Raw genomic sequence first — 12,409 nt, forward strand, 5'->3', positions numbered from 1 at the left:
TGTTGTTAAAATAACACAGCTGTTAAAATGCCGTAAAAGCGGGCATCATGGCAACTGCTAAACGGAGAGATGCCGGAGCGGCTGAACGGACCAGTCTCGAAAACTGGAGTAGGGGCAACTCTACCGGGGGTTCAAATCCCCCCCTCTCTCCGCCACTATTCAAACACTTACCGCGCGTTTAGTCTGTGACGCTTTCCACACTTGGCAGTGGCTTAAAGCGGGCAGCTCAAATCCCCTTCTTTACAACTGAGCATGCTTTTGAATTCTTTTACGCGCTCGGCGGTTTTCTGCGTCAGGCACTGGGAATACAGCATGCCATGGAGCGATCCCCCTTCTGTCGGGAAGGTCTGAAACTCACAGTCAGCATCGCGATAGGCAATCCATTTTCTCTGGGCTGACTTAAGCAATGCCTTGTGCTCTTCAATCACCAGACGTTTGACGACATCCTGATAGAGCCGATTAAGCTCGCCATCCACTTTTTTATACTCATCAGCCGCACACTGGCTCATGTCTAGCTGTGTGCTGGCGTTGCCACAGTCTGCTGCCGCGACTTGAGTTAGGGGCAGTAGAGCAAAGAGGGCAATCGCGAATTTTTTCATTTTTTATCCTTTATAAACAGCACTACGCATGAATCTCGATTATACCCAGCCAGGCTGTTAGCTGCACATAAGCTGAGCGGGGAGGACGCTGCGGTATCGCTTAACATTTGAGCAGGCTGACGTTTACGGCGCTATTCCTCCAATCAAATAGGGATATTTTCATCGAAAATCCTATACTGAATGCGCTGACATATCGTTTGCTTGGATGCATTGCATATTCATAACGACTGGGAGGGAAGAATATGAAAATTGAGACTGGAGAGAATAGCCTTTTTGCGCATCGTGCCTCGATCGCTAACTCAACGGCTCAGGCTGGTAATCAAGCCTCGTTTGCTGCTGTTTTAGCTGAAAAAACGCAGGAAACGAGTGCAAATAACGCTGCTGCCTCAGCTGCTCAGATTAAGAAATACGACTTCACGAATATGACGCCACAAGCGTTGACCGAAGCTGTAAATGGCCTGATCCAAAGTGGACAGATGGATCTCGACGAATCGTCACCATTGTTGGGGTTCATGGCTCCTACCGCGCTGTCTAAAGTCGTTTACGATGGCACCGCGCCCGCTTCATCGCACCAGCCTATGAACGTGTTCTCCAAAATTCAGGAAGGGATTGATGGCGCGCTATCACGTAATGAAAGGGCGAGCGCAGAAAGCTTGCAACGCGCTGCTGATGCGTTGCTTCGTTTTCAGGATAAAGCCGTAAAGGTTAATATGTTCGCGTAATGAAAAAGGCCAAGTGTGAATTGGCCTTTATTTATTGATGGGGACGTATTGATGGGAACGGAAAGAGATTATTGAATGCTGATCTGAGTGTACAGTGTATTCCAAGGAGCGTTGATTGAGGTGTCCTGGAATTTAAATATACCGTTCTGCGAGCCGTCAAGGTTGTAATATTTCATCCAGCCAACCACCGTGCCACCAACGGGACAAGGGAAAACGTAAGATGTCCCTACCACACAAATAGAATCATTCTGGTAATTCTTAGAATTTGCTAATTGGCCAGAGTTCATCCAGGCAATGGCATTACCGCCATAGCCAATTTCCTGTACGGCAACGCGAAGCTGTGCCCCTCCGTGATCGCACGTTGTTGAAAATTGGCCAACAGTAGTCATATATTCCCAATTGCAGTTTGATGAACCGACAGCATAGATAGCAATCCGACTCAGCGGTGGCGCAGGTGCCCGCAGCGCACCGTTTTGTGCAGGTGCCTCTCTTGTTTCTGAAATGGATAATACGCTGTTGCTTCCATCAAGTTGGGCGAAGGCTGTTTCGGCGAATTTAACTGGCGGGCCTTCTTTATCATTAAGACTGGATGTTTCTGAATAAGCATACGCGCTGAAAATCGTAGTCAGTGACAATAATAAAGGGAATGCGAATTTCTTTTTCATAACAATCTCCAATGTTAATCGCTGTTTTTAGATGCAAGTCCTTGCATCGCGATTAAGTTTAGAAAGTTAAATCGATTTTGCAAGGCACTCAGGAAATATAAATCCAGAGCGAGTTTAGTTATTTTGGGAGTTGTTTTTTCTCTGCTATGTATTTCAAATAATATGTTTTAACGGTTTTTCTTATTATTATAAATAATTAATTGAATTAATAATGAGGAGGGGTAATACGTGGCGTAACGCGTTCGGTCATCTTATCCATGGACTCAGGCATGAGTAAGTATCATGCGATATGCTCTGATAGATGGCAGTGTGGTTCTGAAACACCGGCTTTCATTTTCTCAGCAAAGATTAATCCCAATTGTTTTGATGAATACTGACAAATCCCGGACCCTGAGCTAGTTTCATAAGTAATCATCATGTTACGGAGGTTGATATGGGATTTTGGCGCATCGTTTTTACTATTCTTCTGCCACCGCTGGGTGTGTTACTGGGGAAAGGCCTCGGTGGAGCATTTATTCTGAATATTATTCTGACGCTGTTAGGTTATTTTCCTGGGCTGGTGCATGCGTTTTGGGTACAGACGAAAGACGATGGCCTGTAATGGCTGAGCGGTCTGACCGACGATTATGATGAAATAACGGGGAGGCAACGGGCCTCCCCTGACTTTTTGCGTATGGGGAGGACAGGCGATTAATAATAGCCAATCAATTTCCACCACATTAAGCCGACGATAAAAATCAGGGCGACGTTAAACGTGACGATGCAGAAATTGATTTTATAAAAACGGTGCCGTTCAAAATATCCCTGAGCAAAATAGATGGGGCCAGGGCCGCCGCCATACTCGGTATTCCCCCACATCAGGTTGCTAAAAATACCAAAACAGATGGCGACCATCATGGGCGGGGCACCTGCGGCTATCGCGGTGGCGGCGAAGGGCGCATAGAGTGCGGCCACGTGGCCAGAGGCGGTAGCAAACAGGTAGTGCACATAAATATACAGGATGCCGAGAATAACGAAGGTTTCCATCGCGCCGAAACCCTGTATGGAGTTACCCAGCTTAACGGTCATCCATTTAATGAAACCAAGGTCAGACAGCCCTGCGGCGAGGCTGATAATGACGCTAAACCAGATGACGGTATCCCAGGCTGCGCGATCGTTAAGTACCTCTTTCCACTGTACGGCTTGCGTAACGAACAGGTAGGCGACCAATGCCAACCCGACGGACGTGGCAGAGAAACCGGTGATCAGACTGGTACCCCAGCCAAGCAGTGCGAGAACAAAGCCAAAGGCCACTTTTTTCTCTGCCGGTTTCATGCTCCCCAATTCTGCCAGCGACCGACGTCCCATCTCTTTGGCTTCTGGCGTTTTTTTCAGTTCCGGATTCAGTATTTTGTAAACCAGCAGCGGCATCAGGCAGAAACAGCACATGGCGGGGACGACGGCGGCAATAAACCAGCCGCCCCAGGTAATATCCACACCTAATGAGGTTTTCGCCAGGCTGCCAACGAGTGGGTTGGCGGCCATGCCGGTGAGGAAAATGGCACCGGTGATTGGGGTAAACTGAAAGCAGACCATGATCAGAAAGTCGCCGATCTTTTTACCGCTGACGCCGGGTGTTGAGCCTAATACTTCATTAATCGAACGTGCGATGGGAAAGATAATTCCCCCTGATCGCGCGGTGACGGAGGGCATGGCAGGTGCCATGATGAGATCGGAAACGCCCAGTGAATACGCGATTCCCAGGCTGCTTCCGCCGAATAGCGACAGCATTTTGTAGGCAATACGTTTTCCCAATCCGGATGTCACAAAACCCAGAGAGAGAATGTAGGCACAGAAGATGAGCCAGACAGTGCCGCTGGAAAAACCGGCCAGCGCTTTGGCTTCGGTTAAGGTGCCGGTGAAGATGGTCACGCAAAGGACAAGCAGCATGATTGCGCCCGACGGCAACGGCTGCGTCAGTATCGCTGCGATGGTGGCGGCAAAAATCGCGAACATATGCCAGGCTTGCGGCGTAAGGCCACTGGGGACCGGAGAAAACCAGATAATCAATCCCAGCAGGAGAGGAATAATAACCGCGACTATTTTTTTCTTGGTGGATGATTCGGATGACATAGCGCCTCCTTAATCGTGCAAATAATGGTTATCCGCCATCATTTCCGGCAACAGAGAGCCTGCCCAGACGCGTTATTATTCTGCGTCTGGGAATGTATTGAGCTCAGTCTGTTAATAAGGGTGATGCGGGATAATCACCGGTGATTAATAGTTTCTTTCCGTTTTATTTAATACCTGATCCACCATTTCAGGGGCGCTCCCCAAATAATTGACGGGGTTGGTCAGGTCGTTGATTAATTTAGGGTCGAGTCGGCTGGCGACGCTTGGCATGGCATTGAGCACGTCGGCCAGCGTACCGCCTTTCTCATTTACGATGCGGCAGGCATCGTAGACGATGTCGTGCGCTTCCTGACGGCCAATATAGGGTGCCAGCCCCATCATCACGGCTTCTGCCACAATCAGGCCGTTGGTCATGTTGAGGTTTTTCAGCATCATTTTCTCATCGACAATGAGGCCGTTTAGCATGAATTTGGCTTGATGAAGTGCGCCAGCGGAGAGAATGAAACTTTCCGGGATGGCAATCCACTCTGCGTGCCAGGGGCCTGTGGCACGTTCCAGATCCTGTACCATTGCATCCAGCATCAATCCTGCCTGTTGGCGAACGCCTTTAGCGCAGGCCAGCATCAGTTCGCTGGAGATCGGATTACGCTTTTGCGGCATGGTGCTGCTGGCTCCACGGCCTTTGACAAACGGTTCATACAGTTCGCCGAATTCGTTGGAGGCCATCAGCATGACGTCATAGCCAATCTTCCCTAATGAGCCCGTTATTACCGCCAGCAGGTTGACGGCTTCGGCAAACCCATCACGGGCAACATGCCAGGTTGAGGTGGGGACGCCCAGACCGAGTTCCGCCATCAGCGCTTTTTGTACCGCGAGTCCTTTATCTCCCAACGAGGCCAGTGTGCCGGCTGCGCCTGCAAATTCGCCTACCAGCACGCGCGGGCGCAGCTGTGCAAGGCGCTCCGCATGGCGGTCGAACATATCCAGCCAGATGGCGGCTTTGTAGCCGAACGTAATCGGCAGCGCCTGTTGCAAATGGGTTCGTCCCGCCATTGGCGTATTGCGGTAACGTGCAGCCAGTCCGGCCAAAATAGAACGTAGCGTATCGATATCCGCTTCAATTAACGCGAAGGCATCACGGATTTGCAGTACGACGGCCGTATCCATGATGTCCTGTGTTGTGGCGCCCCAGTGGACATAACCGCCAGATTGACCCGCCTGTTTGGAAATCTGATGCACCAGCGGCAGGATCGGGTAGCCCACAATTTCTGTTTCGTGGCGCAGCAGTTCAAAATCGAGCGTGTCGGCATTGCAACTGGCCGTGATTTCTGCGGCGGCCTCCTCGGGGATGACGCCACAGTGTGCCTGCGCATTGGCGAGTGCGATTTCGACTTCCACATACTTACGGATGAGTTCACGATCGTCGAAGATTGCCCGCATTTCCGGGGTACCAAATGAATCACGGAAGAGAACTGAATCAAGCACATTCGAAGCCATAATGCCTCCTGAAGCAAATGTATTAGTGATAAGATGCAGGCCGTATCCGCGATAAGATTAAGCGTGCTTACCCTGATAGCGACATGGCCTGAAAAGGTTATATGTGCAGACATGCTTACTTGTCCGTACATGTTGTGTTTATAACAGCATGTACGGACAAGTTAGGGAAGTGGTTGAATGTCATTTTGTGATGCAGGGCATCAATATTGATTAAGAGCGTGAGCCGATGAAAGAACCCTTGTATAAGCGCATTGCCCGTGAACTCAGCCAAAACATTACATTAGGCAAGTATCCGGCGGGGTCGTTGATCCCCTCCGAGCTGGAGCTCTGTGAGCAGTATCAGGTGAGCCGACATACCGTCAGGGAGGCACTGCGCGATCTGACGGAGGCGGGGTTGGTCTCTCGTCGCAAGGGCGTGGGTTCAGTCGTTGTCGATAATGATGAAAAGCGCGAACGCAATCATCCTCTGGCCAGCCTTGAAGATCTGTTCGTGCTGGCAAAAACCAACCTGCGCGTAGTGAAGAAGATTGATGAAGTCGTGGCGGATGTGGAACTGGCGCAGATTATCGGCGGCAAACCAGGCGATCGCTGGTTGCATATTGCCAGCATTCGTGAAGACAGCCAGAAAAAAGACGCCCCGATATGCTGGACTGATAGCTACGTTAGCCCGGATTATGCCAAGGTCAAAAGTCTGGTACGCAGCGATCCATTTGCTCTGATTAGCGATTTGATTGAAAAGCATTATGGCGTGCAGGGGGAAGAAGTACGCCAGACGATTTCTGCCGTTGGCGTACCGGCCAAAATATCGAAAACGCTGGGCGTTGACGCAGGCTATCCGGCATTAAAGATTGTCCGTCACTATCTGGATCGTTCGGGGAACGTGTTTGAAACCACGGTATCGATTCATCCGGCGGACCGATATACCTGCTCTATTACGCTGAAACGCCAAACGGGAAACTGAACATAATCCGGTTGATACCTGATTGAAGACGGCGGTTTCCTGTGGAAATGTGCCTGCATAATGAAAGCAGGCACATGCCTTGTGGTTATTGTGTGCTTACCACCTGATTACGCCCTTGCTGTTTTGCCTGATAAAGTGCGATATCGGCGCGGTTAATCAGCATGCTGAGCGTCTCGCCTGCCCGATATTCCGCAACGCCGCAGCTAGCTGTTACCTGAATGAGGCCTTCACGATAGGGAAGGGGGGCGATCTCAATGCTGTGGCGTAGGGCTTCGGCCCGTTGCTGCGCGGCGTTGAGATCGCAATCGTCGAGCAAAATGACGAACTCTTCTCCTCCCCAACGGCAGGATTGATCGCTGGAGCGGGTATTGGTCGACAAAATAGCGGAAACCTCTTTTAAAACCATATCCCCCACGTTGTGGCCGTACTTGTCATTGATTTTTTTGAAGTGGTCAATATCAATGAGAATAATGGAGAGCGATTTGTGCTGTAAGGCATTTTTCGTCCCAAGGCGACGGAATAGGTAATCAAATGCCTGACGGTTCATGAGGCCCGTTAATTTATCGGTTGTTGCCATCTGTTCCAGACGGCGTTGGTAGCCGCCAATGGTCAACCACAGTAGGAAGAGGAAGAGAACGCTGACAAACGTGCTGATTCCCAGGTTTTTTAGCAGCGTGGCGAATAGCCGTTTTTCACTGGGATGACTGGTTTGCTCCACCATCAAATACCAGCCGAATTCAGGGATGAGCCGGGTGTTAAGGAAAATATGCTCCCCGTTTGACTGATATTCATAAGCCCCGCCGGGAGAGGTCAAAATCGTGGTTGCGATCCGGTTCAGCCCCTGCTGCTGTTGAATTTGCAACGGGCGGGTATAGCTTTCCCCGTGTAGCGTAATATCGCCTTCTTTATCAACGAAATAGATTGTCCGGTTATAGCGCTGTTCGTATTTTTCAATGAGGTGTTTAACGCGCTCAACCGGAATGCCCACGCCGGTAATGCCAATAAAGTTGTCTTCATAATCCATAACGGTATGGTTGATGAAAATGTCCAGACGCGTGCGGTCTTCAGGATCGACGCGGAGATCGACAACATAAGGCATGTCATCCGATAGGGTCTTGTGCTGGAAATACCATTGATCGTCGGGGGATGACTCCGAGACGGTTTTCAGGATGCGTTGCTGATCGTAGTAGAGCTTGGTTTTATCCGAAATGAAAAAAGAGAATACGGTGTTGAAGCGGCGATCGATCTCCTTCAGATAGCGGAATATGGCCTGCGGATCGCTTTCGTCTTTGAGTGCCCAGTCGCGTAAAAACGTATCGTGTGCCATCAGCGATGAAATAAAGATGGGCTTTAACAAGTCCTGCTGGATTTCAGAATAGACGTTGTCACTGGTCAGCGGCAGGGTGTTTTCTTCGATTTCTTCTTCCAGTGATTCTTTCGCCACTTCATAGCTGGTCCAACTGATCACTAAAAATGCGGCGAGCAGCATGGAGCCGAGTATTACGATTGCGCGTGTTTTATCCAGCCAGCGTGAGTGATTGATGAATCCGGTCTGCAAAATGATCTCCCCAGAGAAGCATTGATGGGATAGGTGAATAAGCCTCTGTTTTCACCTAAAAATAGTGGTGCACGTGCTACTGGAATAACTGTGTAACAAAGCGGACAAAGGAATCACTGACTCGTAGGGTTCAGTATAGTGGTTTCAGTGTGGAAGTATTAGCGCAGATTGTCGGAACGTAATGTTTTGTATTTTATTGTGGGCTTGTTAAAGCTCTCTTGTCGGTTTGATTATCCCTATGGTTAGATTTAATCAAACAGTGACGTTGGGTAGATGACCATGAGCCATTATTCAGCAGTGAAGGAATCAGGCCCAACAGCGCTTTTATTGATTAATAAGCAGGCGCGAAACGGCGATTCCTCTGCGCGCTATGTGAAACAGCTATTACAGGAAAGCCGGATTAACATCGTCGAACCGGATGAAAACGCGTCGGGTTCGTGCAGCGATATGATACGCACGTATGCGGATCGGGTGGATTTTGTCATTATCGGCGGTGGCGATGGTACGTTAAATTCAGCCGCACCCGGTCTGGTGGATACCGGCTTGCCGCTGGGCGTGCTGCCGTTAGGGACGGCGAATGACTTTGCCCGTACGGTGGGGATCCCCAGAGAGATCCGGCAGGCGGTTCAGGTTATTGCCAACGGACAGCGGCGCGCCGTTGATTTAGGCGAGGTCAACGGGCATCTGTTTTTTAACGTTTCCAGTATTGGGTTTTCTGCGGCATTGGCGCGCGGGCTGTCGGCGAAGTCTAAGAAACGTTGGGGAACATTAGGCTATGCGCTGGCGGCCTTTAAGCTCTTGAAGCAAAGCCGTCCTTTCCGGGTTGAAATCGATCATGACGGCATGAAAGAACGGGTGAGAACCGTGCAGGTGTCAGTGGGCAACGGCCGTTTCTACGGCGGCGGCATGGCGGTAGCAGACAGCGCCGCGCCTGATGATGGTCGGCTGGATGTGTATAGCCTGGAGGTGTCCCACTGGTGGGAAATGGTGGCACTGATTCCCTTTATCCGCCGGGGAACGCACGGTCGCTGGCGCAAGGTACGCGCCTTTTCTGCCAGACAGCTGACGTTAAGTACCCCGAAGCCGCACGATATCAATGCGGATGGCGAGCTGATTGGTAAAACGCCGGCGGTGTTTGGGATCAGAGAGAAGGCGATTCAGGTTTTCGCGCCACCGGTGCCTGATTAAAATCTGAACCTAAAACTAACAGGGGCACCGTGCGGCGCCCCTGTTAGTTTATAAAGAAGGGTTCAGCGGATTATTTAAATACGCGGAAACGTTCTTCAAAGGAAATATAGGTTTTTTCACCGGCTGGTTGCTCAATTGAGCCAAATGGCATTTGAGCACGCAGCTTCCAGCTGGCTGGCAGATTCCACTGTGCTTTCACATCATCGTCAATCAGCGGATTGTAGTGCTGGAGCGAGGCGCCAATTTTTTCCTGCGCTAGCGTAGACCACACGGCAAACTGGGCGATACCGGTTGAATGTTCAGACCAGACCGGGAAGTTATCGGCATAAAGCGCGAATTTTTCCTGTAGCGCTTCAATCACCGCAGTGTCTTCAAAGAACAGAACGGTACCTGCGCCAGCGGCAAAGGAGGCCAGTTTATTTTCTGTCGGAGCAAAGGCGTCCGCAGGCACAATTTTCTTCAACTGCTGCTTAACAATATCCCACAGTTTGTGATGCTGCTCGCCGAACAGAATCACAACGCGTGAGCTTTGTGAATTAAAAGAGGAGGGGCTTTCATTAACGGCTTCGGTAATGAGGGCGGTAACCTGATCTTCTGATATCGGTAATTTATTGCCGATGGCATAGATTGAACGACGGGCCTTGATTGACTGCAAAAAAGCATTACTCATGGTGTGTTCCTCAGTTTACGTGATGACTTACCTTGATACTGTGTCACTGATTTTCGCCGTATTCAATGGCTTATCGTGCCGGATACCAATCTTTCCTCGGCTCCTTTATCCGCCACAGACGTCGCAGTGCGGGTTTTTCGGCAGCATCATTTCGCGAAATTGCAGCGTCATTGCATCAAACATCAGCAATCGCCCAGTGGTCAGCTTGCCGTAGCCGGTCACCAGCTTAATGGCTTCCATTGCCTGCAAACTTCCGATGGTGCCCACCAGCGGCGACATCACGCCTGCTTCGACGCAGGTTAGCGCATTGGCGCCGAACAGACGGCTGAGACACTGGTAGCAAGGTTCATCGGGCTGATAGGTAAAGACGCTTATTTGGCCTTCCATCCGAATCGCCGCGCCGGAAATCAGCGGCTTCTTGAGCTGAAAGCCAATGCGGTTTAGGCGATTGCGAATGGCGACATTGTCGGTGCAGTCCAGCACTGCGTCGTGTTTGCTGACGAGTTGGTTCAACGTCTCGTCATCGAGATCGCCATCAACCGTATCGAGCGAAAGGTGCGGATTCATATCGGATAACGTCAGGCGCGCGGATTCGACCTTCGCCATGCCGATACGCGCGTCGCGATGCAGAACCTGGCGTTGCAGGTTAGACAGCGACACGGTATCAAAATCCAGCAGTGTCAAATGGCCGACGCCGGCGGCGGCCAGATACTGCGCGGCGGCACAGCCTAGCCCACCCAGTCCGACAATCAGCAGGCGTGATGCCTTCAGTTTTTCCTGTCCGTCAAAATCAAAGCCGCGCAGCACAATCTGTCGATTGTAGCGCAGCATCTCTTCATCGCTCAGTTCCGGCAACATACTCAGTGTCCCAGCAGCGCATTGAAGGGCTCGATTTCGACCCATTCGCCTGCGGCGACATGGCCACGATCCTGCTCAAGTACGATGAAACAGTTACCGAGGCTGAAAGAGCTGAAAACGTGCGAACCTTGATGTCCGGTGGTTCTCACTTCCAGCTCACCCTGCGCGTTGCGGCTGAAAATGCCGCGTTGGAAATCGGTGCGCCCCGGCGTCTTTTTCAGGGCGCTGGTGGTTTTGACGCGTACACGCGGCGGCTGGTGCCATTGCGTATAACCGGACAGACGCGCCAGCAGCGGCTGAACCAATTGATAGAACGTTAGCGCAGCGGAAACGGGGTTTCCCGGCAGGCCACAGAACCAGGCGTGTTGTAATTTGCCGAAGGCGAAGGGTTTACCGGGTTTGATCGCCAGCTTCCAGAAATGAATATCGCCCAGCTCATCCAGCATTTGCTTGGTGTAATCCGCCTCACCAACGGAAACGCCGCCGCTGCTAATCACCAGATCGGCAAGCTGGTCAGCCTCATGGAACGCGGCACGCAGGGCTGCCGGATCGTCGCGGATAATCCCGAGGTCGTGCACCTCGCAGCCTAGCTGTTCCAGCATCAAACGGACGGCGAAACGGTTGGTGTCATAAATCTGGCCGTCTTCCAGCGGCTTGCCAACGGGTTGCAGTTCATCCCCGGTAGAAAACACCGCGACTTTCAGACGGCGTACCACGTCAATCTGCGCAATTCCCAGCGAAGCCAGCAGCGGCAGCTCCGCTACGCCCAGTTTGCAGCCCGCGGGCAGCACGCTGGCACCCGCCTGAATATCCTCTCCCGCCAGACGAATATTTTGACCGGGTTTTACCGCATGAAGGAAACGGATGCCGTCCTCGCTGACGTCAGCCTGTTCCTGCATGATCACCGCATCGGCACCTGCGGGAATCGGCGCACCGGTCATGATGCGAATGCAAGTCCCGACAGGCCATTCACCGGTGAAGGGGGCGCCAGCAAAGGCTTTACCGGCCAGCGGCAGCGTTGTGGAAACGGATAAATCGGCACAGCGTACGGCATAGCCATCCATCGCGGAATTGGCGAAAGGTGGGACATTAATCGGGGAAGCAATGGCATGGGCGGCGATCCGGCCTGCGGCGTCGAACAGGGATACACACTCTGTCTCGGTGAGGGAAGGAACCTGAGAAAACATGTTTTCCAGGGCTTGTTCAAGAGTCAGTAAACCTGAGGTAACGCTTTCCATCTTCACTCCACCGTTTTTTCATCAATACAGTTTGTTTTATCAATAAGGCTGGTTTCATTAATGAGTCTGGTTTCACTAATAAAAAGTGTCCCGCCACTACGTCGTTCATGGGCGAAAACGTGTTTCCTATGCCAGTATTAATTATGTCAGAGTTCGTAACGTGGGTGAATGTATGCAGGTCAAGGAATAGGTTTTTATACCCGTCATACTTCAAGTTGCATGCGCGTTGGCTGCGCTACTCGGCCCACTTACGTGGACCTCGCCCGTTGGGGCCGCTGCAAGCAGCGTTCAAATCTGCTCTGGCAGATTTGTCAGTCACCCGAATCACTTACCTGAGTAAG

Annotated in this window: 12 protein-coding genes and 1 tRNA gene; 5 read left to right on the forward strand and 8 right to left on the reverse strand. The window is 51.3% G+C overall.

What is annotated here, in order from left to right; all coding sequences use genetic code 11:
• The first annotated feature begins 63 nt into the window (after positions 1–63).
• Positions 64–155, forward strand: a tRNA-Ser gene (locus tag R9X49_RS04115).
• Positions 156–212: 57 nt separating this feature from the next.
• Here R9X49_RS04115 and R9X49_RS04120 read toward each other — a convergent pair.
• Positions 213–599 carry a lysozyme inhibitor LprI family protein gene (locus R9X49_RS04120; RefSeq protein WP_319847298.1) on the reverse strand — a complete coding sequence of 129 codons (387 nt, stop codon included), beginning with the start codon at positions 597–599 and terminating at the stop codon, positions 213–215.
• Positions 600–841: 242 nt separating this feature from the next.
• Here R9X49_RS04120 and R9X49_RS04125 point away from each other — a divergent pair, with 242 nt between their 5' ends.
• Positions 842–1,321: a hypothetical protein gene (locus tag R9X49_RS04125; RefSeq protein WP_319847299.1), complete on the forward strand. Its 480-nt coding sequence runs from the start codon at positions 842–844 to the stop codon at positions 1,319–1,321.
• Positions 1,322–1,389: 68 nt separating this feature from the next.
• On the opposite strand, the gene R9X49_RS04130 is transcribed toward R9X49_RS04125, so the two are convergent.
• Positions 1,390–1,986 (reverse strand): YolA family protein, encoded by a 597-nt coding sequence (locus tag R9X49_RS04130; RefSeq protein WP_319847300.1) that lies wholly within the window; start codon positions 1,984–1,986, stop codon positions 1,390–1,392.
• Between the two features lie 433 nt (positions 1,987–2,419).
• Here R9X49_RS04130 and R9X49_RS04135 point away from each other — a divergent pair, with 433 nt between their 5' ends.
• Positions 2,420–2,587, forward strand: coding sequence for a YqaE/Pmp3 family membrane protein (locus R9X49_RS04135; RefSeq protein WP_319847301.1), 168 nt, complete (start codon positions 2,420–2,422; stop codon positions 2,585–2,587).
• A gap of 89 nt (positions 2,588–2,676) precedes the next feature.
• Here the strand turns inward: R9X49_RS04135 and R9X49_RS04140 are convergent, their stop codons facing one another.
• Together R9X49_RS04140 and pcaB are read right to left on the reverse strand one after the other, a co-directional pair.
• Complete coding sequence (locus R9X49_RS04140) at positions 2,677–4,098, reverse strand: DASS family sodium-coupled anion symporter (protein ID WP_319847302.1); 1,422 nt, start codon at positions 4,096–4,098, stop codon at positions 2,677–2,679.
• A 144-nt stretch (positions 4,099–4,242) separates the two neighbouring features.
• On the reverse strand, positions 4,243–5,595 hold the full coding sequence (pcaB, locus tag R9X49_RS04145; RefSeq protein ID WP_319847303.1) for a 3-carboxy-cis,cis-muconate cycloisomerase: 1,353 nt from the start codon (positions 5,593–5,595) through the stop codon (positions 4,243–4,245).
• 226 nt (positions 5,596–5,821) lie between these two features.
• Between pcaB and R9X49_RS04150 the strand changes: the two genes are divergently transcribed.
• A complete protein-coding gene (locus R9X49_RS04150; protein WP_319847304.1) occupies positions 5,822–6,556 on the forward strand; it encodes a GntR family transcriptional regulator in 735 nt (244 codons plus the stop codon).
• An 85-nt stretch (positions 6,557–6,641) separates the two neighbouring features.
• Here the strand turns inward: R9X49_RS04150 and R9X49_RS04155 are convergent, their stop codons facing one another.
• Positions 6,642–8,114, reverse strand: a complete 1,473-nt coding sequence (locus tag R9X49_RS04155) for a sensor domain-containing diguanylate cyclase (RefSeq protein WP_319847305.1) — start codon at positions 8,112–8,114, stop codon at positions 6,642–6,644.
• Positions 8,115–8,387: 273 nt separating this feature from the next.
• Between R9X49_RS04155 and R9X49_RS04160 the strand changes: the two genes are divergently transcribed.
• The gene (locus R9X49_RS04160) at positions 8,388–9,302 is read left to right on the forward strand and encodes a lipid kinase (RefSeq protein WP_319847306.1); all 915 of its coding nucleotides are present in this window, start codon (positions 8,388–8,390) and stop codon (positions 9,300–9,302) included.
• Between the two features lie 70 nt (positions 9,303–9,372).
• Here the strand turns inward: R9X49_RS04160 and R9X49_RS04165 are convergent, their stop codons facing one another.
• The 3 genes from R9X49_RS04165 to moeA all read right to left on the reverse strand — a co-directional run bounded on the left by R9X49_RS04165 (position 9,373) and on the right by moeA (position 12,068).
• Positions 9,373–9,972: a nitroreductase family protein gene (locus tag R9X49_RS04165; protein ID WP_180777101.1), complete on the reverse strand. Its 600-nt coding sequence runs from the start codon at positions 9,970–9,972 to the stop codon at positions 9,373–9,375.
• Positions 9,973–10,077: 105 nt separating this feature from the next.
• Positions 10,078–10,830 (reverse strand): molybdopterin-synthase adenylyltransferase MoeB, encoded by a 753-nt coding sequence (gene moeB / locus R9X49_RS04170; RefSeq protein ID WP_319847307.1) that lies wholly within the window; start codon positions 10,828–10,830, stop codon positions 10,078–10,080.
• A gap of 2 nt (positions 10,831–10,832) precedes the next feature.
• Entirely contained in the window at positions 10,833–12,068 is a 1,236-nt protein-coding gene (gene moeA, locus R9X49_RS04175) for a molybdopterin molybdotransferase MoeA (protein ID WP_319847308.1), read from the reverse strand.
• Positions 12,069–12,409: the final 341 nt, after the last annotated feature.

Origin of the sequence: Pectobacterium carotovorum, assembly GCF_033898505.1 — a bacterium.
In the GTDB taxonomy this organism is placed as follows: Bacteria; Pseudomonadota; Gammaproteobacteria; order Enterobacterales; family Enterobacteriaceae; genus Pectobacterium; species Pectobacterium carotovorum_J.

Coding starts and splice junctions, on each gene's coding strand:
- pcaB (WP_319847303.1), bottom strand. CDS start 5,595: ATGGCTTCGAATGTGCTTGATTCAGTTCTCTTCCGTGATTCATTTGGT.
- R9X49_RS04150 (WP_319847304.1), top strand. CDS start 5,822: ATGAAAGAACCCTTGTATAAGCGCATTGCCCGTGAACTCAGCCAAAAC.
- moeA (WP_319847308.1), bottom strand. CDS start 12,068: ATGGAAAGCGTTACCTCAGGTTTACTGACTCTTGAACAAGCCCTGGAA.
- R9X49_RS04125 (WP_319847299.1), top strand. CDS start 842: ATGAAAATTGAGACTGGAGAGAATAGCCTTTTTGCGCATCGTGCCTCG.
- R9X49_RS04165 (WP_180777101.1), bottom strand. CDS start 9,972: ATGAGTAATGCTTTTTTGCAGTCAATCAAGGCCCGTCGTTCAATCTAT.
- R9X49_RS04140 (WP_319847302.1), bottom strand. CDS start 4,098: ATGTCATCCGAATCATCCACCAAGAAAAAAATAGTCGCGGTTATTATT.
- R9X49_RS04135 (WP_319847301.1), top strand. CDS start 2,420: ATGGGATTTTGGCGCATCGTTTTTACTATTCTTCTGCCACCGCTGGGT.
- R9X49_RS04120 (WP_319847298.1), bottom strand. CDS start 599: ATGAAAAAATTCGCGATTGCCCTCTTTGCTCTACTGCCCCTAACTCAA.
- R9X49_RS04160 (WP_319847306.1), top strand. CDS start 8,388: ATGACCATGAGCCATTATTCAGCAGTGAAGGAATCAGGCCCAACAGCG.
- R9X49_RS04130 (WP_319847300.1), bottom strand. CDS start 1,986: ATGAAAAAGAAATTCGCATTCCCTTTATTATTGTCACTGACTACGATT.
- moeB (WP_319847307.1), bottom strand. CDS start 10,830: ATGTTGCCGGAACTGAGCGATGAAGAGATGCTGCGCTACAATCGACAG.